The following is a 26,299-nucleotide window of genomic DNA, read 5'->3' as shown; positions in this document are numbered from 1 at the left end:
CCAAAAGGGCCTGAAGCTGCTCGAGATCACGCCAGGCGATGGATTCCCATTGCCAGTTTCCACCCACAAGCTTCTCGCGCCTGACGATCCATCCTTCCCGAAGAAGCAGGTCGCAGAGCGCTTCAGCATGCTCGATTCCATTGCTTCCGGCCTCTTTCAACAGCACGGCCCGTCCTCTCCGCTCTGCGTCGCTGGATATCCAACGACCGAGGAGTTCTCGTTGCGAGGCGTCCAACAAAGGCAGATGCTGGGGAACGTCCGCCTCGCTACTGCGCTCGCGGGCTCTGCGTCCTTTCGGAATGTCGGCCCATGAAGTCATGAAGCCTCAGCGAGTTCGCTGCTCCTGCTGAACCCGTCGCTGAAGCACGCCGATCGGAGGTGCCCATCGCGCATCTCTGGATTTCTTGGCGGTCACGAGGGTAATGTCGGCCGGTTCAAAGACCTCTACGTTGTGCGTGATCGGGGTTGTGAGGACGTATTGGGCCCTTGTGGATTTGGGGAAGATGACTAAAGCTGCGATCGCACTGATCCACAACTGGATTGTGGCAGGAGAAAATTTGGTTCGTAATTTTTCTACGATTAGCAGGTATCCACTTAAGAAAACCGCAGAAACGATCGCAGCAAACCCCCCTTGAACTTCGTCTGTGGCGATTTGCAGTTCCTCAAATTCAATAGCGATCGCTCCCCCAAGCGCAATAACCATCCCAATCAAGAATTGGCGCTTAAAACCCTGACGAAATAACAGCCACACCCCTAAACTAGTAAAAATGGGGGCGAGATTATGCAATACACTAGAAATCGCAACGCTAGTTTGAGTCAGCGACCAAGCCAAAAACACTAAAGTGGCAGCCCAAAGAATACCAGCGCCTAGTAATAGAGACAGATCCTGACTGGTGTAGGTCTGCTGTTCTACAGGTTTGTCTAAAGAAAATCGCTGCCGTATTGCCTTGTATCCATGCCATACCAAGAAGACCACACTAGCAAGCCAAAAGCGATTAAATACAGTGGCACTGGGGCTGAGTTCAATTTCGCTCAATTTCATAAAAATAGAGCCAAAAGAAATGGCACCTACACCTACAAATAATGAAGCGATCGCTATCTTCGTTTGATTGGATACAGTCATTAGGAAATTTAAATTCAAATAATGGAGCAAATTTTCTAACCAACCCAGCGCTCTTGGGCAAATCCTACAGCTATTTTGGCTAGTAATGTCACAAAAGCGCCCAATATTAAATATCCCTGACGCGGATGGTGAGATAGCAGCACACCAATGGCTATATTCAGAGGCACTATACCGTATGCTAGACGGCTCAAGGAGATAGTACCTCCAGAAGCTAACAGCAAACCAATACCGCAAAAGCCATAAATAACTGTAACTAGGGTCAATTGCGTGTGTAAGCGCCACAACACATAGCCACCACCCAAGACCATGAACAAGTTGAGCAAGTTATTGATCCATTGTTCACTTGCCAGAATCAACAAAAATAAGACTAAAGCATAAAAGCCATAGAATAATTTCACAGAACCAAAACGTTGACGGAAACGCCATAAAAGATAGCCACTGGTAACAATCACGCCAAACAAAAACAGATACCAGGGGTCTGGAATTTTGCCAGAGGGGTTTTGAACCCAACCAAATTGCCAATTATTTGTGCCGACTACAATTTGCATGAGCATATTTAACCAACCCTGCCAATCAAACCCCAAAGTTGGTCGCCATCCCCGTTGTGCTTTGATAAAAGCTAAAGGATCGCCAAAATAAATCGCACAATACAAACTGAATAGAAGTATGCCAATAGCGGTAGTAAAACCAGCTATATAGGCAATGGGTGGTCGGCGTTCTTTCCACGCTGCGATCGCAAATGCTGGAATTAGTGCCATACCTGTAGGACGTGTTGCTGTCGCCATCGCGCCCCAAAGCGCAGTCCAGCCATACTGCTTTTGATCAAACGCCCGCAAAGCTGATGTACTCAAAAACAAATACAGCCCCTCTGTGTAAACCACTCCCGTAAACATGGAAGATGGATACAAAGAAATCACAGCAGTAATCCACTGCGCTGCATTGATCCCATAATTCTCTTTGCTCCAAAAGTACAAACAGTAAAGGGCTGCGAAAAATGCCAAGTTGTTGACTAACGTACCTGCTAATTCAAACGGCAAGCCCAGTTTCATCACAACCCAAATGCTTAAGGGAAACAGGGGAAAAAAGGCCAGATTGTGTTGCTTGCCGTCATTCACAAATTCATATCCAGAAGTAGCGATCGCTCGGTAATGCATACTATCCCATGCATCAAAAACCCCCCAGCCAAAACTGGGCAAAAATTCTTCTGCTGGTAACGGTAGCTTTGGTGCAACCAGCAACATAGCAGTCCAGATGAATATTCGGCTGGCAAGCCACATTGCTGCTGGAAACAGGAAATCATTTTTCCATAAAACTTTTTTTCTAACTATCTGAACTTTAACCATAAGCTTGAGTGCTTCAACAAACTCCTTTATGCATTCTTCTACATTTAGCTGCAATACAGCGATTTATGAGTAATATTTTGCATATTAAATCTTCCACCAAGATCATTAACAAACTGGACAGATTAGCAATTAATTAAAATTATTTCCTCTTTGGTTACTTTTGACAATTTTCTCAGAATTTATCTTTAAAATATACTATTTATAAATACAATTTTTGTCTAGTTATATGAAAATTAAGCAACTTTAGTACTTTAAGTAGAAGGGTTTAATTAAACAGACTCTAAGCCCCCCAATTTATCGGGGGGATCTAAGACTTTGAAAACACGCCCTAGCCCTTGAGAACCTTAATATAGAGCGATAAATCGCTCACTACGAACAAAAGTTTTATTTTACATTTAATTACGTCTACCTACTTTATGGCTACCAGTTCATCAAGTTGAAATTAACGGATTGAAGCTGGTGCAGGGACGTGGACAAGAGGACATGGGGACATTTTCCGTCTCTACTCCTCCTCGTCAATGTATCGATTATAGTGATTGCTGTGATTAAAGAGTCCCCAGCAATTTATAGTGAGAGTTGTCTGTAAATCCTTAAGCAATTGTGAAAGCGATTACTCTTGTTGGTTCCACTGGTTCTATTGGTACTCAGACTTTAGATATTGTCACTCAGTACCCAGATCAGTTTCGGATTGTGGGATTGGCAGCTGGGAACAATGTAGAGATGTTGGCTGCTCAAATTCGGCAGTTTCGACCGAAAATAGCAGCCATTTGCTCAGAAGATAAATTACCAGCGCTCAAAGAAGCTATCATTGACCTCGATCCCCAACCGATTCTACTTGCAGGTGACGCTGGAGTGATAGAAGTCGCTCGTTACGGCGATGCCCAAACTGTTGTCACTGGTATTGTTGGTTGTGCTGGTTTGCTACCCACGATCGCAGCCATTGAAGCTGGTAAAGATATTGCCTTAGCGAACAAAGAAACCCTGATTGCTGGGGCCCCTGTGGTTCTACCCCTAGTCGAAAAGCATGGTGTAAAATTACTCCCTGCCGATTCCGAACATTCCGCAATATTTCAATGCCTCCAAGGTGTGCCAAAGTCTGGCTTGCGGAAAATTTTGCTGACTGCATCTGGTGGGGCTTTCCGGGACTGGGATGTAGAAAAGTTAGCAGATGTAACTGTTGCTGATGCTCTCAAGCATCCTAATTGGTCGATGGGGCGTAAAATCACTGTAGACTCTGCTACTTTGATGAATAAAGGACTGGAAGTAATTGAGGCTCACTTTCTGTTTGGGTTGGATTATGACAATATCGAAATTGTCATTCATCCCCAGAGCATTATTCACTCGCTAATTGAACTGCAAGATACTTCAGTTTTAGCCCAACTTGGTTGGCCAGATATGCGCTTACCGTTACTGTATGCTCTATCTTGGCCCGATCGCATCTACACCAACTGGGAACGACTAGATTTAGTCAAAGCTGGAAATTTAACCTTCCGTGAACCAGATCACCAAAAGTATCCTTGTATGCAGTTAGCTTATGCTGTGGGTAAAGCTGGTGGTTCGATGCCAGCTGTGTTAAATGCCGCAAATGAGCAAGCTGTGGCTTTATTTTTATCAGAAAAAATTCGGTTTTTAGATATTCCCCGGTGTATCGAATGGGTGTGCGATCGCCATCAAAATGATAACCGTGCTAATCCCTCTTTAGATGACATTTTGACAGCAGATAAATGGGCAAGACAAGAAGTTTTAACAGCGACTGAAAAGTTAGAAACTCACTCGCGGATAATTTCTCTGCGATAAAAACCTTTAGTTCAGATACCCAAAAGGCAGATTTTCTGGCTCTTGACCAATTTTTGTTTAGCCTTCAGACTAATGCTGAAGGCTAACGATTTATATTGTAATTATTGATACAAAAACATCAATAGAAAAAATATTTTCAGTAATTCTGCCAAATTGCCAAATAAATTGCCTCTTAGCTGAATGATTGTCTCATTTTCAGGTAATATAGCATTGGTACAGTTAAAAAATATTAGCTTTAGTATCTATTCCAAATTAGGTCTAATAGCTTTAGTACTGGTAATTTTTACTTCAGATAAAAACTTCCCCTTTTTGAATAAACACCTTCTCAGATAAGGGCTATTGTTAAGGAATTTCTACATTATGATTGCTACGTTGATTGTAGCTTGGATTATCTTCATAATATTGTGGAAGTTGTTGAAAGCAACCGTGAGTAGTGCATTAACTATTGCCGCAATCCTGATTTTATTAAACATTAGTTTTGGCATTACCCCACAAGATATTTGGCATCACATAATGCAGTTTGCGCAAACTATATCACAGTTCCAAAACGGCAAGTAAAAAATTAAAAATTTACCTTCGTTAATAAAGGTGAATTACAAAAAATGACCAGATAAAATTTTGAACCTTAAAGCAAATTGCCTTTATAACCTTTGTTGGTCAATTTTTATTTAATGCTGAAATTTTAGCCAGTGCATCCTTAACACTCGGCGGCAACTGACGCATAATCTTACCTCTTTCGCGATCTAAAGCTACTAAAGTCACCTTGGCAGTGACGTGCAATTGTTGTCCATCAGTTGAGACAATGGCATAATCCCAATTGATTCGCACACCAGTCACCTCAGCCATGCGCGTTTTTACCAACACTGCCATACCCAATTTAATTGAACGATGATAGCGCACCGACAGTTCTACTACTGGTAAATCGCAACCTATAGCGACTAAATCAGCAAATTCAATCCCTATAGATCGCAAGCATTCAATCCGCGCTTCTTCCATCCAAGCTATATAGGAACCGTGCCAGACAAGACCGGCATAATCAGTGTGGTGGGGTTGCACTCTGACAGGATATTCAAACCAATTCTCAAATTCAGGACTTGATGGATTGTCAAGGGCATCGGTTGGTGGTAGTTTTGGTTGGCTGGGTTTTTCTTCTGACATCTTCAAATTTCTCAGCACCTATAAATAAATACTAATTATCTTGTGCGTTTTACTAACCTTCCAGCTAAAGGCTCAGAATCCGGCTCGTGAGGTTTTGTTTTGGTAGATACAAAAAAATATGCGATGGCCCAGCCACGAGCCAATCACTTAATGGTAATGGAGAATAGGTTAAGAGCGATCGCTAACTAAGCCACCATTACCAATTACCGATAATCAATTTCTAATTTGCCATCGACCTTTGGAACCTTAATACTTCTTACAAGAGTTTTAGAGCCTGTATCGGTTTGCATAGATTGCTTGACAAGATCAGCCAGTTCGTCTAATTGGCTAATTGCCTCCGCACCTTCTAGCTTCATTAATTCGCGGTCATCCCGCATTTCCGTCCAAGTAATCCCGTAATCGGACACCAAAAACCGAATCAGGTGGTTATCACCCAAGCTAACCATAAACGATGCACTATTCATTTGGTCGCCACAGGTGTAACAGGACGCAGGATACCCGCGCCGCTCTAATACAACCGCCAAGGCTTGCAGGTTCATTACCAAGTCTTGGACGAATTGTCGATGTTGATGTGCTAGTCTCAGAAACACTTTTGTCCTCCAGACACCACAGTAATTTGAGTTTCTTTTATATTTTCTTTAGATTTTCTCATCCACTGGTATTGTAAACTATTCAATACAATTACTAGACAAATGATATTGAGTCGTTAATTGACTACCTTGTTTAGGGTAGTGGATCAGGTTTTTGTGCGCCGTATCAAACTATTCAGTTTGCAAATTAAAAATCTCGGACAGAATTGCTAAATTTAACTATATCTTTATACACTTCTGTCAGGGTAGATTCTTACAAGAAGCGATCCGCTTTAAGAGTAACTTAAATCTACCACTAGTCAACTACAGAAAAACTACATATTTCGTTTTTATTGACCAGGTGCAGCTTAAATGAATGTTATTAGAGGTTAGAACGTAGTTTTACATCGTTATACTGTCTTTTGCTTAGATGTTTACTCTGTTCTCTTTATAACGTAGATTTTGGTATAGACAAAGAACTAAGTATACCAAATTCGCTCCTCCTGTATATATAAAGTTGAGCAGATAACAGTGCAAATTTGCTATTCAATACTAAAAGCAGGTTAGTTAAATTTCTTTATACAAACTTTACGTAATTAATTAATAAATAAGTCTGAGTGTAGAATCCACAATGGATAAACTCAACACTGACAATACCTAAACTCAGTAGAGCAATGTTGCCATTTAGGCAATATTTTCAGCTATTTTAGGATTATCTTCAAAAAGTTGTACAAACCAAAGCACAGAAATTTGGAAAAGGCAAACTTCCGCGACAGTGTACTATTGTCCTAAGCCCTGTGGCGGTTGCTATATTTTAATTTTTATCTCGTTTAAGTAAAAGACCTTGGCAGTAAACCTGTCAAGGTCTTTTACAGCAGGAGACAGGAGGCAGGTGGTCGCCGAGCGCAGTCGAGGTGAGGCAGGAGGCAGGTGGTCGCCGAGCGCAGTCGAGGTGAGGCAGGAAGCAGGTGGTCGCCGAGCGCAGTCGAGGTGAGGCAGGAGGCAGGTGGTCGCCAAGCGCAGTCGAGGTGAGGCAGGAGGCAGGTGGTCGCCAAGCGCAGTCGAGGTGAGGCAGGAGGCAGGTGGTCGCCGAGCGCAGTCGAGGTGAGGCAGGAAGCAGGTGGTCGCCGAGCGCAGTCGAGGTGAGGCAGGTGGTAAAATATCACTGTTCCTGACATTCACGCTTTCAAAATGTCCTAATCTATACGCTCTTAGCTATACTACTTACTTATTAAACATTATTCGTACTGCTAACAAGTTTCTCCCCTTTCAACATCCGCGTCGCAGCTTCAAGTAAAGCTTCTTCGAGATAAGGCTTGGTAAAGTAGCCACTAGCACCGAGTTGAGCTGCAATTTGTCTGTGCTTGTCTGCACCCCGAGAGGTGAGCATAGCGATCGGTAAGTGGTTGAGGTTAGAGTCTTTCTGAATGCGAGAGAGTAACTCCAGACCATCGCAACGGGGCATTTCGATGTCGCAAAATACGATATCGCAAGGCAGACCGGAGCGGAGTTTATCCCAAGCTTCCTGTCCATCACGCGCCTGTTCTACACGATAACCTGCCTTATTAAAGGTTAGAGAGAGCAATTCTCGGACTGTAATCGAGTCATCGACGATCAGCACTGTCGGGTCAATCTTCGCAGGAGAGGTGTCTGTGGGAATCCCTTTCTGTTGCCAAGAATTGCCACCAATTTGTGTAGAAATTCGTCCTTGGAAGATGTCAATTATTTCTAGTACGTCAGCAATGGGCATAATCCGACCATCACCCAGGACTGTAGCACCAGCTACACCAATGGGTTTAGGCGCTGGCCCTTCAAATTGCTTAATTACAATTTCTTGTTCGCTCAACACTAGGTCAATCTGTAGAGCAATTAGGGTATTTGCCGATCGCACCACGACCACAGAAACCATATCATCATCTCTAGTGCCGCCATAGACATTACCGCGACTGATTTGGCGATTAAAGGTTAAAAGTTCCTTCAAGGGTCGGAATGGCAGCACCGTATCGCGCCAGGAAATAAATGATTCCCCATTGGCATCGTGCTGGATATTTTTGACTGGCATATCCAGCGTATCTTCTACACCGTCCATTGGGAAGGCAATCCTGGCTCGATCGGAGACGCAGCAGAGAGCTTTACAAATACTCAGAGTCAGTGGCAAACGAATGGTGAAAGTGGTTCCCTTACCGATCGCAGAATCAGTGTTCACTGTCCCCCGAATTTCGCTAATCTCGGAGCGTACTACATCCATACCCACACCACGACCAGAAATTTCATCTGCTTGGTCTTTGATTGTAAAACCAGACTGGAACAGCAGATCGTAGACTTCCAGGCGAGACATGGCTAATGATTGCGCTTCTGTAATCATGCCAATCTTCACCGCCTTAGCTTTAACCCTTGCTGAATCGATGCCTGCGCCATCATCGCCTACAGAAATGATTGTTTGGTTGCCTTGGTGGAAGGCGCGGATAGTAATGATTCCTACGGGTGGTTTTCCAGCAGCTTGCCTTTGATTTGGCGTTTCAATACCGTGAGCGATCGCATTATTCAGCATGTGAGTTAACGGATCGGTGAGATGATCCAAAATCATCTTGTCAATTAAGGTATCGCCACCTTCGATCACCAACTCCACTTGTTTGCCACACTTAATGGCGGTGTCGCGCACTCCTCGTCGCCAGCGATCAATAGTTTGGGCAAAAGGCACCATTCGCGCTCTTGTTAATCCCTCTTGTAGCTGGGTAGTTACTTGGCGGAACTGCCTTGCTACGCGCTCGGTTTCTTCGGTAACAAAATCAATGTCACTTGCCGACTCACGCACTCGCACAATGCGCTCAATCATCTGCTGGGACAGTGTATGGAAGGGAGTAAAACGATCCATTTCTAACTCGCTAAAACCCCTATCGGCATTGGAATCAGACGCTTGTAAGCCGGAGTCTTTCTTTTTGCGTCCAGCTAATAAAGAAGCTTCCAGTAGCGATCGCTCATACAACTCCTGCATTCTTGCGCCCACATCCGAGAGTTGTTGTATCTGAATCAGCAAGTTATCTAATGACTGCCGCAGCCGTTCATGATCCTGCTCTAAGGTATTGCGATTTACCACCAACTCCCCAACTAAATTACTCATATCGTCCAGTTGCTTAACTGGAACCTTCATCGTTTCTTCAAATCTTGCAGCCCGACGAGTAGAGGGACGAGGAGTTTTGTTGGTGTTAGATTTTACTGATGGTGAATGGGATATTGTTTGATCCGCTTCTGCTAGCAACTTCTCCAAGTCACCAAATTCATCTATAGATGGTGAAGATGGTGATGGAATGACATTTTTCGCTAAGACTGGTTGAGTATTGAAGGGCTGGCGTTGGCGTAGCCCGTCGTAGACATCGCTTTCGTTATCTGTACCTAGCAATTCTTCCAGGGCTGCAAAATCTACTTCTGGTATCTCCTTAGCTTTGGGGTTAAGTGCTACTTCCTCTCCTAGTAATGCTTCCAAGTCTGCAAAATCATCTTCTGAAGCAACTACTTCAACGTTTTCTGTCGTTACCAATTCTTCAATTGAGGTAACAATAGCGTTTTCGCCCTCTGACACTGGTACAGGTTCAGATGTCTCTGCTAGATCCCACAAATCGGTTTCTACACCTTCCTGAATAACCGTTTGTGCGAAGTCATTGACATCTTGTAAATCAATTCTTATTGCACTTTCTCTTAATTCTGGCTGGTTTTCTACTTCTGATAGAGCAGTTTCAGTAAACAATAAATCATTTGCAAAACCAAGCTCTGTACCTTCAACATCTGTATTTTCTGGGGACTCAAAAGCAGTTTCTAAGTTATTGTTCGGCTCAGTACCTAAAACTTCTGGGCTTGTCTGGGCTAAATCTGAAATTTCCCCAAAATTGATATCTAGAGAAGTTTCTATAGCCGATACATCCACAGATAATACTGTGGATTCCATCTGAAGATAGGTGGTGTCTGTAACTACATTTTCAACCACTTGAAGTGATGCTAATTCTTCCCCAAAACTGTTATCTAGAGAATTTTCTATAGCCGATATATCCAGATTATCTGTGGTTTCCATCTGAATATAGGTGGATGTAGCGACATCCTCAAACAGCAGTTGCGGATTTTCATCAAAACCGAGCAAATCATCTGGCTGTGCTTGAGGTGATGTTAAATCTGAAGTTTCTCCAAAACTGTTATCTAGAGAATTTTCTATAGCCGATATATCCAGATTATCTGTGGTTTCTATCTGAATATAGGTGGATGTAGCGACATCCTCAAACAGCAGTTGCGGATTTTCATCGAAAGGGTTGAATGAATCAAGTTCCAGATCAACAGCAGATATCTCTGGGGGCTGATTAGTAAATTCTGGAACAAAATCTAAAGCTTCTGGTTGTTGCGATCGCTTGATAATTTCTTCCCCTAGATGCTGCGCCAACAAAGGTGTTTCAGGCGCAAAAGACTGTACGCGATCGCTGATTGCAGGGGAAATAGTTGAGTTACTCGGTGCTAACTCATCAAAGAAATCATCTCCAGAATCTGATAATATCAAATCTAGCTGCTCTTGCTGCTGGAAATTGATATCTAAATCTTCTTCTATGTCAAAACTGGCTATAGGAGAAGGTATTGGCTGCTGACTGTCGGCAAAAATGTCATTAGTCGCAGCCAACAAACTCTCGTCTAACGCCCTTTCCACATTTTGCTCAATAAAGGAATCGAATTCGTCCTGTTCCTCTGTGGTTTCCTGATTCCAGAAGTTGCTCAGATCATTTTCTGATTGAGAAAACTCAGGTGCTGTTGCTGGAGATATATCAAATAAATCACCGAGTTCTGGTTCACTTGTAGCCAGTAGTGACTGTTCTTCCGTTTCAGCAAATAGGCTGTCTAGAGACAAGCCTGTTTCCTGGGGTAATTCTATGTAGTCACTAGGGGTAATTTCTTCTACCCAATTTGCATTTCTAGTTTCTAAGAATAAGTTATCAAAACTGTTTTGTTGGTTGGTAGATAGTTCCACAGAGGCGTTCGCCTCAGTTTCTGGTTGAGTTACTTGGCCTGTAGGTAATATTTCAATATCATCATCTAGCGCCAGTGTCAATAAATCTTCAACCACATCGTTTTTGTTGACATCAGGAGGCAGGTTTGTATCACTAGAAATATCAATAACTTCTTGTAAATCCTGGAAAGAAGAGTCTAAATTTATATCAAGTACGTTAATATCGCTTAACTCTAAAGTCGTAGCAGATGTTTGTTGATTTTGCGGTTCTAAATTCTCTTTTTCTAGGAAATTTTCGCCAAATAACAGGGATAAATCTTCTGTCGTGGCTGTGGTTGTTGGTTGCTGCTCGTTGCTTGTGCCTTCATCAAAGGAGAGGAAATCGGATAAATCGCTATGAGCATCCTCAGCGTTAGTGCTGTTGAAATCAATCCCAAAATCATCGGTGGCAACAATATCTAAGGTTTCTTCTTGATGCCAGCTTTCATCTAGTTCGGGAGTATCACCGTCAAATAAATCGGCAAGGGTATTTAACTCAGCTATTCCTACCTCTGGCCCATTGGGGTCAAGATTTGTACTGATTGGATGTACTTCATCATGTGTGGTAAAACTAAGACTAGTATGAGTAGCAGCGTTTAGTGGTGTCCCTTGTTGAACAGATGGGCGTTCGTCAAAGACGTTGGCGTAGCCAGACGCTCGCAGACTCGCTAACGCTGCGCTATCGCTAGTATCCTCGTCTAGATTAAGTTCTTCAGTTGTCTGGGCTAGGTTAGTTAGAACTAACGGCTCGGTGTTACCAGATAGAATTGGCTCTGACGCAGTTGATGATTCTGTCAAAGGCGCAGACTGTTCATCAAACAAATCTGTGGTAACTTCTAATAACTCAATTTCTGCAAAGTTCAAAAGCGCTTCTAGTTGCTGACTAATTGCAATTTCGGCTTCCCTACCTTGCAGGACTAATTCTTGAGCTTGCTTGATTTCGGTAATGACAATTTTAGCTAATGTGAGATAGGTATTTTCAGGATTACCGATCGCACTGGCTGCTGCTTGGCACAAACCACACCACTTGGACAAGTTCCAAGTTAACCCAAGTCTGACTAACTGGTAACAGCATTCCTGAAGGTTTTGTCGAGTTGAGGGTGTTGTTGTTTGCTTAAACAGTTGCAACATTTCCCGCAGTCTTTGCAGCACCTGGGTTTGAAATTCGCCCCAATTATTATTTTCTTTGGCGGTGAGAGGCGATCGCACAGCATTGTCTCGCACCTCTTGGGGCGCTACCGACAAAGATATTTCTGAAGATTCCTGATGGGTGTCTTCTGGCAAACTGGGAATATCTCGCCGCAGGAAAATTTCTGTAAGTGTGGAGACATTCTCTACAGAGGTTGTCTGTAGTTTATTTGTACTATCTAATCCACTCTTTGCTTGTTCTACAAGTAGTTCCAGATGCTGATACAGCCATTGAAAGACTGGCTCAGTTTCTGACATCAAAGTATTAGCTGCATCTTTAGAAAGACCATAAGGGCCGCTCAAATGCTCTAACAGCGCTTTCAGGGTATCAGATACACCGAGAAATAAAGACTCTAACTTTTGGTCAATCTGAACTGGATTATCTTTGAGAACTTTAAAACAATCTTCCAGACGGTGGGAGGTATGCTGGATGCTAGTCAATCCAAGCATCGCCGCTCCTCCTTTGATGGAGTGAGCCGCCCGGAAGACTTCACTGATCATTTCCGGGTCGTTCAGGGTACCCTCTAAATTCAGCAAGCCCTGCTCAATGGTATTCAGGTGATCCCTGGCTTCTTCGATAAAGTAACCCAAAATCCGCTGTTGTTGTTCCGGCAGCATAGTTTTTTAGTCATTAGTCATTGGTCATTGGTCATTGGTCATTGGTCATTAGTCATTAGTCATTGGTCATTAGCAAATAAGATTGGACTTTGGACAAATGACAATTTATCTGGTTTCTGTAGTTTCCACTCGGAAACGTTCAACGGAGGCGATCAAGTCACGGGATACACCTACTAAGTGTTGTAGGGCACCTGAAACTCGCTGTGCTTCCTGGGAAGTTTCTTGGGCGGTGAGTTCTACTGATTGCATTACGTGAGCGACGGCGCGGGAAGTTTCAGTTTGTTCCACAGTGTCGCTGGTAATCGAACGTACAAGAATATCAATGCGATTTGCCACTTGAATAATGTTTTCGAGCGATCGCTTGGCTTCTTCTGCCAATTTTGTACCTTTAATTACTTGTTGTGTGCCTTCTTCCATCGCGGTCATTACAGAGCCTGTTTCGCTTTGGATTTGCATCACAATTTGTTCAATTTCCTTCAGGGATTTAGCAGATTTGTCTGCTAACTGGCGCACTTCATCTGCTACGATCGCAAACCCGCGTCCAGCTTCTCCCGCCCTTGCCGCCTCAATACTAGCATTGAGTGCCAGTAAGTTTGTTCTGGAAGCAATTTGGGAAATCAACGCCACAATTTTAGAAATTTCTTGGGAAGATTCCGCTAACCGCTTCACCTTTCGAGTAGTTTCGGCCACGGTTTCTCGAATTTCCAAAATCCCCGCCACAGTATTTTCTACTGCTTCGCCACCTTTGAGAGCGATCATACTAGCATCACGAGCAACCGTTTCAGCTTCTCGCGCCGCCTCTGCTACCCGTTGAATCGAGTCAGTCATTACCTGTACAGAATTTAGCGTCACCGCTAACTCTTCTGCTTGGCGCAAAGCATCACTAGATAAGGCTCTAGCAAAAGTTTCAGAGTTGGTTGCACCTTTTGTCACATCCTTCGCCGCCACTTTTACCTGTTGCACAATATCCCGCAGGTTTTGAATTGTCAGGTTAAAAGCGTCAGCTACCGCTCCCAATACGTCGGCTGTGACTTCAGCTTGGACTGTTAAATCACCTCTAGCAGCTCCTTCCACATCATCCAAAAGGCGAATCACCTGGCGTTGCAGGTTTTCTTTGGCTTCCTCTTGTTCATCGGCTTTCCGTTGGGCTTCATTTGTAGTCGTGAAAATTACCCGTGCCATTTCATTAAAGCCAGTAGCTAAATGGCCCAATTCATCTTCGGAAAATACTGTGGCTTGAGCATTCAAATTTCCTTGACGTACAGCCTCAAACTGAGCTTGGAGATCATCAGTTGTGCGCCGAATTTGTTTGAGTGCCAGATTTCCCATGACGCCTGCGGTAGCAAAACCTGCAATCCCAGCTGCAAGTGACATTGCCCAACCTGTGTTTCGTACTGATTCTCGTTGTTGGGCTGGCGAGAATGTAGTGGCGACAAAGCTAACTGTGGCTACAACCAGTGCCGAGACAATGCCCACACTTCCAGCAATTAACCATTGTTTCCTTTCTATGGAGGCATTCTCTAATGGTGCTAACCATCCTTGCTCGACGCTGACGCTGGGTTCTATTTTCGAGACATCTGTTTGGTTAAAGACTGGAACTCCTTCATGGGAACCAGTCATTGTGAATAGTTCCTCTTCGCGATCGCTAGCTGCACTATTTGCAGAAGCTTCCACGGCTGGAGAACGTCCACTGCCACTGGTTTCTGATGAAGCAGAATGCATTGCTAGATCGCCGAAGTTAGAATCTCCTTCGAGCAGGTCAAACCCTGGAATGTTACCTAAATCATCAAATTCCTCAAAGTCATCTAAAAATTCTATATTGCTCTTAGAATTTTCTCCATTCAGTGTATTGTTTGAGTCTTCATAAGAGCTTAACCCCTCTGAGCCAAAGGCAGACTCAAATGCTTCCATATCAAAATTATCATCGTCATCCAAGCTATTTTTACCGATAACTTCGCCTGATTTAAACTGCTTGTCTTTTACAGGTATATTGCTGCTAAAAGATGAAGCATCATCAGATAAATCCGGCACAAAAGCTTCTTCTACTGCAAAACTTTTTGACTTCAACCAATCATCGGGTGCTTTGGTTTCAGGCAAATCATATTGACTATTGTTATTGGTTGACGAACTATTTTTAAGTTCTTCTTGAACAAAAAGTAAAGTTTCGTCTCCCAAACTAGATTTTGTATATTCAAAGTTTCCATTACTAAGCTCTGGAGAATTTGGCTCACTCAACAAATCAGGAACATTATTCTCGTTATTCCCAGTTTTGGAATTAGAAAATGAAGAGTTATTATTGTCAATAGCTGAATTCTTGTAATCAGAATTTATCCCATTATCTGAAAACTGACTATTTACTAATGATTCTTCGTGGCTCTCTTCTGATACATCTTCCTGCCAGAAAGCAGGCAATTCTAATTCTGTTTTATCCTCAGAATTGCTGCTATTTAACTCTTGTTCCTGTAGTTCTTCATTAAAGGCAAAAGGATCGTCACCAAAAGCTGTAGAAGAATCTGAGATTTTTCCTGTTCCAATACTATCTTCTGTTGCTATATCAAATGGACTTTTTGAAGATAGTTCTTCAACGCCATTTGCAGTTTCTTGATACTCTCCAAAAAAGTTTGAATCAAGGTTATTGCTGTCAAAATCTTCACTAGCGCCCAAATCTTCTAATTCTTGTTCGCTATATGCCAGTGCATCAGACATCTCTGGGGAATTAATTTGCTCTTGACTATCTAATGTATCAATCTCCCCACCGAATGACTGTAAATATTGATTGATATTCTCAATTCCATTATTGGCAAAACCAATAATTTCTTGCTCGTCAGTCAAGCGTAATACCTGTTGATATTCTTCTTTTGCTACATCGTACTGCTGTAAAACATAGTAGATGTGACCCCTTAACAAATGGGAGTTGGGGTCATTTGGTAAATTTTGCACCACTTGGTCAACTAAAGTGGCGGCAACCTCATAATTCCTTTGAACATAGGCGGTCATCGCCTGTTGATATGTTGGCTCGTAATTATCAATACTTGCTGCCATTTCCTCCTCCAATTTCATCCTGCCCACCTAGCACTCCGTAAAATTGCCATTTGATCGAGCAGTCGCAGACACTGATTGTTTTTAGCACCTAATAACCACTCTCCACGTAAAAAGGGAGCCATAGTATCTGAAACACTAGTTGGTGGCATGAGATTTTGGACATCCAACCAATGCATACCACCAATTTCCTCTACTGCTAAACCCACTATTGTGTCTTGCTCTTCAATGGCAATCACCGGAATTTCAGCTCTATCCGTGTTTAATGCACTTGCTTCCCCAAGAAATTGACCCAAATCAGCAACCCAAATAACTCGACCTCGTAAATTTAGAGTACCCAAAAGTAAAGGAGAAGCATTAGGAATCGGGGTGATTCTATCAGGACTTAGTTCAATTACCTCCCGAATGCCAGTTGCTTGTAGTGCAAACTCCTGATGCGAGGGAATGTAAAACCTCAAATGTAACTCACCTTCAGGACTTTCTACTTGTAATTCTGGTCGGAAATGGTCTTGACCACTGCCACTTAAAAAGTCCGGTTTGCTGACCATATTGCTTTTGTCCTTATCCTCGCAGCAGTTGTTTGACTGTTCCCACCAACTCGGTTGGTTGAAATGGTTTGGCTATGTAAGCGTCTGCACCCTGCTTCATACCCCAATAGCGATCAAATTCTTCGCCCTTGGAAGAACACATAACCACAGGGACATTTTGGGTTTTTGGATCGGATTTTAAGCGCCGACAAACTTCGTAGCCGTTCATTCGGGGCATGACAATATCCAATACCACTAAATCGGGAGGTGCTATTTGAATTGCCTCTAATGCTTCTAATCCGTCACTGGCATGGGTTACTGTTAATCCAGTTGCTTTCAGGAGGTCTGTAATCATCTCCCTTTGCGCGATACTGTCTTCCACAATCAGAACTGTACTCATAAGTGTCTATTTACCCCCTGATGTAGACGTTCCTATTTGGAACATTCTTTAATTCCCCCGCAAGTATTAACTGTATAAATTAATTGTATGTTCTCACTATTTTCCTGGATATTGACGTTTCACTAAGTTAGCTGACTCTGTGATAACATCTTTTAACTGATCTTTTAGTAGATCAACAAATCTTGGATCACTTTATGTGCTCCATAGATGAGGGAGATGAGGGAGATGAGGGAGATGAGAGAGATGAGGGAGATGAGGGAGATGAGGGAGATGAGGGAGATGAGGGAGATGAGGGAGATGAGGGAGATGAGGGAGATGAGGGAGATGAGGGAGATGAGGGAGATGAGGGAGATGAGGGAGATGAGGGAGATGAGGGAGATGAGGGAGATGAGGGAGATGAGGGAGAAATAAGCAATGCCCAATGCCCAATGCCCAATGCCCAATGCCCAATGCCCAATACCCAATGCCCAATGCCCAATGCCCAATGACTAAAATATATTGTTCTAAAGGACATGAAAATTCCCCAGGTAGCCGCTTTTGTCTCCAGTGTGGTGAAAAATTGTTGGATACGCCCATGAGTTATAGTATCCAACCGGGACTAACTTTAGGCGATCGCTATGTGATTGTACGTCAAATTGGCCAGGGTGGCTTTGGACGGACTTATTTAGCTGAAGATGTCAACCGTTTCCGCGAACTTTGTGTTTTAAAGGAATTTTCCCCCCAAGTTCAAACCGCTTACGTAGTTCAAAAAGCTGAAGAACTGTTTGAGAGAGAAGCGAGTGTTCTTTATAAACTGCAACATCCCCAAATTCCCCGCTTCCGGGAACTGCTTCGCATGAACTTAGGGGGCAAAGAATATCTGTTTTTGGTGCAAGATTATGTAGAAGGGGAAACTTATAACTCGTTGTTAAATGCCCGACTACAACAGGGTTTGCGCTTTACAGAAGTAGAAGTGCGCCAATTGTTGCTTTCAATTTTGCCAGTGTTAGAGTATATCCACTCCATAGGCGTTATTCATCGAGATATATCTCCAGATAACTTAATGCTTCGCACTGTTGACAAACTGCCAATGTTAATTGATTTTGGCGGTGTCAAACAAGTAGTAGCAACCGTTGCTTCCCAATATTCTCAACCCGGCGTAGTAGCATCTTCCCCATCACCAACCCTATTAGGTAAAGTAGGATTTGCCCCCCCAGAACAGATGCAAACTGGGTTAGTATCTCCCCACAGCGACTTGTATGCAATGGCCGCAACAATGTTGGTTTTACTGACAGGGAAGCAACCCCAAGAATTAATTGATACCTACAATCTGACATGGCAATGGCGACGAGAAGTAAGCTTGAGTCCAACTTTGGCACAGGTATTAGATAAAATGTTATCTGCCAGACCAAGCGATCGCTATCAATCAGCCCGTCAAGTACTCCAAGTCCTCAACCCACCCCCAGCTAACTTTCCCCCAACTCAATACCCCACAGCACCACAACCCACATCCGCCACCGTCGCCGTCTCTCCCCCATCCCCCTCATCCCCCTCATCCCCCTCATCCCCCTCATCTCCCCCTCCCTCCTGGTGGACACCAACAAAAACCTTCCTTGTAGCGGCGATAGTAACCGGTACTGTTGGATTACTCTGGTGGGGACTCAATAGCAACCGCGATATAGGGGACAAACCTAATCTTACAGCCAGCCCAACCCCAACCAGCGAGCAACCGACCGATCCTTTAGCGCAATATTCACCAGCCGAACGGCAGCCTAAAGAACAATTAAGCGATCGCCGTCAACAGTTGAATATTAACTCTAACTTTTATGTGAACTTGGTAAATCAAGTTTTTTGGGACAGAAATCCCAGTTTACGAGGACGCACTCTCAGCGATAGCCCTGAAGATGCGGGTTTACGGGCAGAATGGGATAAAACAGCCTCAGAATTGCTGGAAAAATTAGCGCCACTGAGTTCAAATGCACGCCGACAACTGGGAACGTATACAAGTGCTGAACGCGATCGCTGGAAAGTGGAAGTCAACAAAATTAACGTTGGTAGCCGTTCTTTGTATGATTTGGGAGATGCCGCCTTTTTAAGTGTATTCCCTGAACAACGTGGTAAAGATTTTCTAGATCAGCCCATTGGACAAGTTTGGTACGGATTTGTTAGCGATCAACTCAGTGCTATCCTCGCTGGTAGTGCTTTCCAGAAACTTGTTTTTGATCCGGGGGCTACTGGCAAAACAGTTAGTGGTACTCTCCAAGCTGGTGGTGGTAAAGTATTCATTGCTGGACTTGCCAAAGAGCAATCTTTGGAATTGAAGCTACAAGCAAATTCCCAAGTTTTGTTATCAGTCTATTCACCCTCCGGCAAAATCAAATTTTTAGAAGATTCTATCCAGCGAAGTTTGTCAACTAAATTACCAGAAAACGGATTTTACGAGTTTGTTGTGGTTTCCACAGCATCGAAACCAGTAGATTACCAACTCAGCATTACAGCAGAAAATCCCACCCCTCCCCCATCGCCAACACCAACGCCCACGGAAACACCAGCGCCCACAGAAACACCCACGCCAACGCCAACACCAACTCCCACAGAAACCGCCACTCCGACATCGACACCAACGCCAAAGACAGCACCTCAGTAAAGGGCGTTGCATAATTGCGGGATAATTTAGCAACTTCCAAAATTCTTCCCCTGCCTCAACAGTTATCAATTATCAAGTATCCGGATCATCAGTATAGACTTTTGCTTATTGAGAATTGTTTCGACGGTTTCTGTGGGTATGCAGTAGCTAACTTTCCGAACCCAAATAACTATATAAAATTTATGTAAAGTTTAAGTTTTATTAAGCGCAAAAATTTCTGGATTAATATATCAATGAAACTTATAGCGGTTCTCGTTTACGTGAGGTACACCCGTAGGGGCACAGCATTGCTCATACGTGTCAACTTAACGTAAAAGCCATGTCCCGCAAGGAACTTCAGTTCCTTGCTAATAGCAAAAGTCATCTTCAGATGACTAAATATACCCAAAATCTTTAGTCTACTTCAGTAGACTTTAGCTGTTAGCCTTGAACTTCAGTTCAGGGCGGGTGAGTCAGCCAACAGTTAAGCCATTTCTAGCTTAAGTTGACACCAATGAGCAATGCTGTGCCCCTACACCTTGCGATATAATGTTGTACCGCATTTGGATGGGAACCGCTATATCTATTCGACAATGTATTTCGGCGTTGTTTTCAATTCAGCAACGCTCAAAAATCTTTAGTCTACTTGAGTAGACTTTAGCTAAAAGCCAAAGAACTTTAGTTCTAGGCGGGTGAGTCAAGCCGAAAGTTTTGCTATTTCTAGGCTTTTGTTGACACCAATGAGCATTGCTGTGCCACTACAGCATGGTCTATTTGCGATCGCAGAATAATAAAGAAAAGCCTGAAACAAACACGAGCATCGTTAATTCACATCATAACGATACTGCGTTGATCTGAATATATTTACAAAGATTACCAAAAAAATCAATAGGTTGAAACAATAATTAATTTAAATTTACATATATATTTGAATGTATGATCAATCACACTTCTTGGAAGTTTAAAGTTTTGATAAAGTAGTTGATGTAACCTTGTACTTCATTATAATTAAATAATTACAGCGTCGGTTCAAAAAAGTTTGGAAAAAGAACCAAAATATTTGATCTAATTAGTTACTATTTGGGTCATCAATTAACGGGACTTTCAAAAAATAAATTATCTAATTTTTTAGAGTAGGTGTCTCGCTCGCGCGTAAGCAAAGGCGGGTTTTTCGGGTCAGCCTACAATAAATAGCTGGATATTTTTTCTTTAAAAGTTATTAACCAAATAATTAGTGGTTTTTAACTTAGATTACACAAATGGCAAGTAATCACATTGAACTGATGAATAGTTCTTTGACTAAGGCTGAACTTACGTAATGTATTAGTGAGAAATTCAGGAGAATTAACATGGCATTTATTTTCGGCAAAACAACTGGTGACAATCTCTTTGGGACTTCGGGAAATGACACGATAGTTGGTTGGGCTAGTGGTGGTAATGCCAATAGTACCTCCGGTAACGACACTTTGAATGGTGCAGATGGTAACGATTCCCTCGCAGGTGGGACGGCAAACGACAGTCTAATCGGTGGAAGTGGCAATGACACACTTGATGGAGGCTTGGGTACTGACACTCTAATAGGTGGTGCAGGCGACGACACTTACCTCGTTGACACTACTCTTGATAGGATTACAGAGGCTGCGAATTCAGGCACAGATACCGTCCGGTCTTCTGTCACCTACACACTAGGCACTAATCTGGAAAATCTGAGGCTGAGGGAAGGTAGCGATATCACCGGGACAGGTAACAGTCTTAGCAACTTCATTTTTGGTAATACTTCTAACAACACTTTGAATGGCGGAGCAGGCAATGATACTCTAGATGGTAATAATGGCAATGATATCCTCAATGGTGGTGACGGCAATGATAGTCTACAGGGCGGGCCAGGCAATGAGGTACTCAATGGGGGGGCTGGAGACGACATCCTCATCGGTGTTTTCCCTGGTAGTCCGCTTCCACCTGGATTAGGGGAAACTGATCGCTTCACAGGTGGGGCTGGGGCAGATAGATTTATCCTCGGTGACGCTGCAAATGTTTTCTACGACGATAACAATACTACGAATCCTGGTTTTGGGGACTTGGCTTTTATTACTGACTTCGACTCTAGCCAAGATCGAATTGAACTCAAAGGAACTCCACAAGACTACATTCTGCAAGTTGTTGGAAGCAACACACGAATATTCTTAGACAAACCGAAAGCAGAGCAAGATGAAATCATAGGTATTCTGGAAGGGAAAATCAATCTCAGACTTGATAGTGATGACTTCCTTTTCTATGAGGCAGAAAATGCTGGAGAAGGTACAAACAACTCACTAAATAGCGCTGAAGAGTTAGGTTCCTTATCATCAGGCTCAAACGTTAATGTTTCAGCCCAGTTGGCAACAGTTCAACCGGGGGGCAATCCCGATTTCGACTTTTTTAGATTTACTCTAGCAAATTCAGGAACTGTCACTATCAGGACAGTGACATCGGGAGATACAGTTCTCGGACTGTTTAACGGTGCTGGGAATTTAGTGGCCAGTAACGACGATAGTGGCGGTGGCGGTTCGTCATTAATCACCAGTTCTCTGGGTACAGGTACGTACTCCATTTCAGTGAGTAAATATGCTTTCTTTCCTCAAAATGGCGGAACTTTCTCTGGTAGCACCTCTAATCCTGATTTTTCTTATACCTTAGGAGTAAGTTTGGCATAATAACGTTGTCAACTTAAAGATTGTACTGACATCAGAAGGCAGATTCAAGGATACTTTTTCTCCTAGCTAGGGGAACACGGCAACGTGTCCCCCTTACCCGACAAGAGACTATTTACAAGTCAGGGCTATTTCATAAGTCAGAATTCAGAACTCAGGAGTCAGAATAAAGCTATGAATTTTGTATGCCCATCTTCATAATGCAGAGGTATTTAATCAAAATCTGTCGGTAAATCTGGTTGGCGATAATGTTGAAAAAGTCGGGTGATTTGCATTGGTGTTACACGTCCGATTGAAAGTTCTGGTAATGCATCTTCACTAAAAAAACCTACTTCTTCAGTTTCAATACTTGATGATGGAGAACCACCAATAATTTCACACTTAAAAAACAGCTTGTAGACATAAAACGGAAACGGTGGATGTCCTTGTTTGTCTCTGTCATAGACTGCTAGTAGTTTGATCGCGCGTGCTTGATATCCAGATTCTTCATATACTTCTTTCACAACTACCTCACTGGGCGACTCGCCGACATCAGCCCATCCACCAGGTAAAGTCCAGCAACCGTCTGCTCGTTCTTTGACTAATAATATAGTATCATCACGAAAAATTGCTCCTCGCACATCAACTTTAGGAGTTGCATATCCTACTTCACGGCTAAACAAATTGAGAACATAGCTGTGTTCTACATTTGAGTAAGTCGCCATAATTTCCGTGGCGATCGCTCGTAATTGTTTGTAGCGTTCAATATCAAAAACACCCTCAGAATAAGTCAAACCATTTTGAGCGATCGCTTGTAACTTTTGCGCCCATTCCAGCCATTTAGTTTCCACAGTTTTTCCCCTATTTGTAGAGACGTTATATGTAACGTCTCTACATAATTCTAAAGATGGCTATTACGCATCATCTAAAGCCGCAATTCCAGGCAATACCTTGCCTTCAAGCAACTCCAAGCTAGCGCCGCCACCGGTAGAGATGTGGCTCATTTGATCGGCTAAACCAACCTTTTCCACAGCCGCTACTGAGTCGCCGCCGCCAATGATGGTGGTTGTGCCAGTTTTACCGATTTCGGCGAGGGTATGAGCGATCGCTTCCGTACCTACCGCAAACTTATCAAACTCAAATACACCCATTGGCCCGTTCCAAATTACCGTTTTGGTATCTGCAAGGCTCTGTTGAAAAACTTTTACCGAGTCTGGGCCAATATCTAAACCCATCCAACCATCTGGGATATTCTCAATGCTAACGGTTTGAGAATTGGCATCAGGGGCAAAGTTATCTGCCACTACCACATCTGTGGGAAGCAATAAAGCAACGCCCCGTTCTTTAGCCTTAGCTTCCAAAGACTTCGCTAGTTCTAGCTTGTCTTCTTCTACCAACGACTTACCAACATTCAGACCACGGGCTTTGTAGAAGGTGAAAATCATCCCACCACCGATGATTAGCTTGTCGCACTTCTCCAGCAACGTTTCAATCACGCCAATTTTGCTGGAAACCTTGGAACCGCCAATAATTGCCGCCAAAGGACGTTGGGGATTTTCAATAGCATTTTGCAGATATTGCAATTCCTTCTCAACCAAATATCCAGCCACAGAAGGGCTGAGGAATTTAGTCACACCTTCAGTAGAAGCATGGGCGCGGTGTGCAGTACCAAAAGCATCATTTACATAAAAATCAGCATTAGCTGCCAATTTTTTCGCAAATTCTGGCTCGTTTTTCTCTTCTTCTGGGTAAAAACGGACATTCTCTAGTAACAGCACTTGGCCATTTTGCAGGGCGCCAACTTTAGCTGCAACTTCATCGCCAATGGAGTCATCAGTTTTAACGACTTCTTGTCCCAGTAACTCAGAGAGACGCTTGGCAACGGGAGTTAGGCGTAATTTGTCATCCACACCTTTAGGACGGCCAAAATGACTGGCGAGAATGACCTTAGCACCCTTCTGGGTCAAATCTCTGATGGTTGGCAAAGCTGCACGAATGCGAGTATCGTCGGTAATGTTGCCTTGATCGTCCACAGGCACGTTAAAGTCAACCCGCACTAAGGCACATTTCCCAGATATATCAGCAGAAGATAAACTTGCTAAACTTTTTTTGGACACACCAAACTCTCCTGATTGCCTTTTTGTTATTGTTTTGAAAGTAGAACCATCAAGATTTTACCGGAGTCAGGGGTACCCAAGTGACAGAGATATTTAAGACAGTACTATTTCCTATTGATCAAAGCCGGGAAACGCGGGAAGCTGCTGATGTAGTTACCAACGTAGTCAAAAAGTACGGCAGTCGCTTGGTGCTGCTGTCTGTGGTAGAAGAACCACTTCCAGATGCGCCTAGTGCAGATCCGATGTTGTCACCAGAGGTAGTTGCCAAGCTGCTAGAAAATGCCCAATCTTTATTTTCTGGGCAAGGCATTCAAGCTGAAATCATGGAAAGGCAAGGTAAACCAGCTTTTACTATCTGCGATGTCGCTGATGAAATCGGTGCCGATTTAATCATTATGGGCTGTCGGGGGCTAGGCTTGACTGAAGAGAGAGCGGATGATAGTGTTACCAATCGCGTGATTAATCTTTCCCCTTGCCCAGTGCTGATTGTGCCCTAACAGTTAGGACTTACGCACTGTACAAATGCATCGTGATGTGCATTAACGATTCTCCTGGCTGTTTCAGCCTTTTCTTAATTATCCTGCGATGGAGATAGATCATGCTGTAGGGGCATAGCAATGCTCATTGGTGTCAACTGAAGCTTAGTACAGCTTTGCGTAAAATCATAGCGAATTGAGGGTTGAAATTTAAACGCAGAGGGGAGGGGGCGCGTTGCGGTGAATCCAGCGCTGTAGGCGGGTTTCCCGCCGTAGGCGACTGGTGAACCCGAAGGGGGGTTCCCACGGCAGTCGCTCATGGGGAAATCCCCATCGCTTTTAGCTTCTCCCCTTCTCCCAAAGGGAGGGGTTGGTGGGGTGCAATGGCTGTGGTTAGCATAACTAATTATGCAGATATGATATGACTCATTACATTTTAAAAGCTACCAAGGAAACGGTGCATCTGGGTGGTTTCTCCCATTTGCTAAAACCAGCGCTGATTATTGATTCAGGTGATACGGTTGATGTGGAAACTTATACTGGTTACTACGTTTATGACAAAGCACCACCTGAATTTGTCACACCAGAATTTCTCGATATCTGCCAAAATCTTCTACCAGAACACAAAATTGCTGGGGGGCCGCATTTACTCACAGGGCCGATTTATGTGCGCGATGCCCAAGCAGGGGATGTTTTAGAAGTACAATTGGATGCGATCGCACCTCGTTTACCTGTCGGCTTCAATGCCATTCGTACAGGTTGGGGAGCTTTACCACATCAGTTTCCTCAACCTGCTTTGAGATTCATTCCTCTAGATTTAGCAAACAATATTGCGGAATTTCCGGCAGGTGCTGGCATAAAAATTCCCCTCAAACCGTTTTTTGGAATTCTTGGTGTCGCTACTCCAGAAACCTCTCGAACTTCTGTCCCGCCAGGTTCTTACGGCGGTAATATCGACAACCGGGAACTGCAAGCTGGTTCTCGCTTATTTTTGCCGATTTTCGTACCAGGTGCATTATTTTCGATTGGTGATGGACATTCTGCACAGGGAGATGGTGAAGTAAATGTTACCGCCATTGAAACTTCTATGAACGGTAGAATTACCCTCAAACTTCGCAAGGATTTGCAACTAACGACACCAATTGCCGAAACTCCAACTCATATCATCACAATGGGCTTTGCTCAAACCTTAGATGAAGCCTTAGAACTGGCTTTAAAAAACATGATTGATTTTTTGGAACGCTTCATAAATTTATCGCCAGAAGATGCTTATGTATTGTGCAGTTTAGCTGTAAATTTTCACATTACTCAAGTTGTGAACAGTCCCCAAAAAGGTGTGCATGGAATGCTACCTAAATCAATTTTGTCTAAGAGTGTATTTTAAAAGTGGGGAATTATATTTTGTATTATTCCACCTCCGTGGACTTCGCTTGTAAAGATATATTTCTCTTTATCTAAAGATAAATGTGAGTGAGAAATAGCTTTTAAAGGCTGAAAGTAAGACTAATTAAGAATACCGCAAATATTTGGTTAAAAAAATTATATTTTTTTAACATTTAAATACTATCGAAAATTTATTTATAGTGGTAACAATAATTATGTAGTATGAAGTTCATGCACATTGTAACACAAACCATTAATTGAAATAAT

General features: G+C 43.2%; 18 protein-coding genes. 7 read left to right on the top strand and 11 right to left on the bottom strand.

Annotated elements, in window-relative coordinates; translation table 11 throughout:
• Positions 1-325: 325 nt before the first annotated feature.
• Together LC574_RS00450 and LC574_RS00445 are read right to left on the bottom strand one after the other, a co-directional pair.
• Entirely contained in the window at positions 326-1,123 is a 798-nt protein-coding gene (locus tag LC574_RS00450) for a DMT family transporter (RefSeq protein ID WP_229450985.1), read from the bottom strand.
• Positions 1,124-1,158: 35 nt separating this feature from the next.
• Entirely contained in the window at positions 1,159-2,466 is a 1,308-nt protein-coding gene (locus tag LC574_RS00445) for a mannosyltransferase family protein (RefSeq protein ID WP_229450984.1), read from the bottom strand.
• Positions 2,467-3,066: 600 nt separating this feature from the next.
• Between LC574_RS00445 and dxr the strand changes: the two genes are divergently transcribed.
• Together dxr and LC574_RS00435 are read left to right on the top strand one after the other, a co-directional pair.
• Positions 3,067-4,263: a 1-deoxy-D-xylulose-5-phosphate reductoisomerase gene (dxr, locus tag LC574_RS00440; RefSeq protein WP_229450983.1), complete on the top strand. Its 1,197-nt coding sequence runs from the start codon at positions 3,067-3,069 to the stop codon at positions 4,261-4,263.
• Between the two features lie 360 nt (positions 4,264-4,623).
• Positions 4,624-4,821, top strand: coding sequence for a hypothetical protein (locus LC574_RS00435; protein ID WP_229450982.1), 198 nt, complete (start codon positions 4,624-4,626; stop codon positions 4,819-4,821).
• Between the two features lie 99 nt (positions 4,822-4,920).
• On the opposite strand, the gene LC574_RS00430 is transcribed toward LC574_RS00435, so the two are convergent.
• From LC574_RS00430 to LC574_RS00405, 6 genes are all read right to left on the bottom strand, one after another.
• A complete protein-coding gene (locus LC574_RS00430) occupies positions 4,921-5,421 on the bottom strand; it encodes a thioesterase family protein (protein WP_229450981.1) in 501 nt (166 codons plus the stop codon).
• A gap of 203 nt (positions 5,422-5,624) precedes the next feature.
• Entirely contained in the window at positions 5,625-6,011 is a 387-nt protein-coding gene (locus LC574_RS00425) for a DUF1815 family protein (protein WP_229450980.1), read from the bottom strand.
• A 1,210-nt stretch (positions 6,012-7,221) separates the two neighbouring features.
• Positions 7,222-12,816 (bottom strand): response regulator, encoded by a 5,595-nt coding sequence (locus LC574_RS00420; RefSeq protein ID WP_229450979.1) that lies wholly within the window; start codon positions 12,814-12,816, stop codon positions 7,222-7,224.
• 105 nt (positions 12,817-12,921) lie between these two features.
• Complete coding sequence (locus LC574_RS00415) at positions 12,922-15,858, bottom strand: methyl-accepting chemotaxis protein (protein WP_229450978.1); 2,937 nt, start codon at positions 15,856-15,858, stop codon at positions 12,922-12,924.
• A gap of 14 nt (positions 15,859-15,872) precedes the next feature.
• Positions 15,873-16,403, bottom strand: a complete 531-nt coding sequence (locus tag LC574_RS00410; protein ID WP_229450977.1) for a chemotaxis protein CheW — start codon at positions 16,401-16,403, stop codon at positions 15,873-15,875.
• Positions 16,404-16,416: 13 nt separating this feature from the next.
• The gene (locus tag LC574_RS00405) at positions 16,417-16,782 is read right to left on the bottom strand and encodes a response regulator transcription factor (RefSeq protein ID WP_069073698.1); all 366 of its coding nucleotides are present in this window, start codon (positions 16,780-16,782) and stop codon (positions 16,417-16,419) included.
• A 194-nt stretch (positions 16,783-16,976) separates the two neighbouring features.
• Between LC574_RS00405 and LC574_RS00400 the strand changes: the two genes are divergently transcribed.
• From LC574_RS00400 to LC574_RS00390, 3 genes are all read left to right on the top strand, one after another.
• Complete coding sequence (locus tag LC574_RS00400; protein WP_229450976.1) at positions 16,977-17,270, top strand: hypothetical protein; 294 nt, start codon at positions 16,977-16,979, stop codon at positions 17,268-17,270.
• Positions 17,267-19,408, top strand: coding sequence for a serine/threonine-protein kinase (locus LC574_RS00395; RefSeq protein WP_229450987.1), 2,142 nt, complete (start codon positions 17,267-17,269; stop codon positions 19,406-19,408). Before LC574_RS00400 ends, LC574_RS00395 begins: the two co-directional genes overlap by 4 nt.
• A 1,328-nt stretch (positions 19,409-20,736) precedes the next feature.
• Entirely contained in the window at positions 20,737-22,080 is a 1,344-nt protein-coding gene (locus LC574_RS00390; protein WP_229450975.1) for a pre-peptidase C-terminal domain-containing protein, read from the top strand.
• Between the two features lie 209 nt (positions 22,081-22,289).
• Here LC574_RS00390 and LC574_RS00385 read toward each other — a convergent pair whose 3' ends face one another.
• Both LC574_RS00385 and pgk read right to left on the bottom strand, forming a co-directional pair.
• Positions 22,290-22,907, bottom strand: coding sequence for an NUDIX hydrolase (locus LC574_RS00385; protein WP_229450974.1), 618 nt, complete (start codon positions 22,905-22,907; stop codon positions 22,290-22,292).
• Between the two features lie 63 nt (positions 22,908-22,970).
• Positions 22,971-24,173 carry a phosphoglycerate kinase gene (gene pgk, locus LC574_RS00380; RefSeq protein ID WP_229450973.1) on the bottom strand — a complete coding sequence of 401 codons (1,203 nt, stop codon included), beginning with the start codon at positions 24,171-24,173 and terminating at the stop codon, positions 22,971-22,973.
• 89 nt (positions 24,174-24,262) lie between these two features.
• Between pgk and LC574_RS00375 the strand changes: the two genes are divergently transcribed.
• Positions 24,263-24,670 carry a universal stress protein gene (locus LC574_RS00375; RefSeq protein ID WP_229450986.1) on the top strand — a complete coding sequence of 136 codons (408 nt, stop codon included), beginning with the start codon at positions 24,263-24,265 and terminating at the stop codon, positions 24,668-24,670.
• Between the two features lie 74 nt (positions 24,671-24,744).
• On the opposite strand, the gene LC574_RS00370 is transcribed toward LC574_RS00375, so the two are convergent.
• The gene (locus LC574_RS00370; RefSeq protein ID WP_229450972.1) at positions 24,745-24,969 is read right to left on the bottom strand and encodes a hypothetical protein; all 225 of its coding nucleotides are present in this window, start codon (positions 24,967-24,969) and stop codon (positions 24,745-24,747) included.
• 101 nt (positions 24,970-25,070) lie between these two features.
• Between LC574_RS00370 and LC574_RS00365 the strand changes: the two genes are divergently transcribed.
• Complete coding sequence (locus tag LC574_RS00365; protein WP_229450971.1) at positions 25,071-26,033, top strand: acetamidase/formamidase family protein; 963 nt, start codon at positions 25,071-25,073, stop codon at positions 26,031-26,033.
• The last annotated feature ends 266 nt before the right edge of the window (positions 26,034-26,299 follow it).

The sequence above is a fragment of the Nostoc sp. CHAB 5715 genome, assembly GCF_020829685.1.
In the GTDB taxonomy this organism is placed as follows: Bacteria; Cyanobacteriota; Cyanobacteriia; order Cyanobacteriales; family Nostocaceae; genus Nostoc.
The sequence above is the reverse complement of the archived record's forward strand: the minus strand, read 5'-3'. Positions and strand labels throughout refer to the sequence as shown.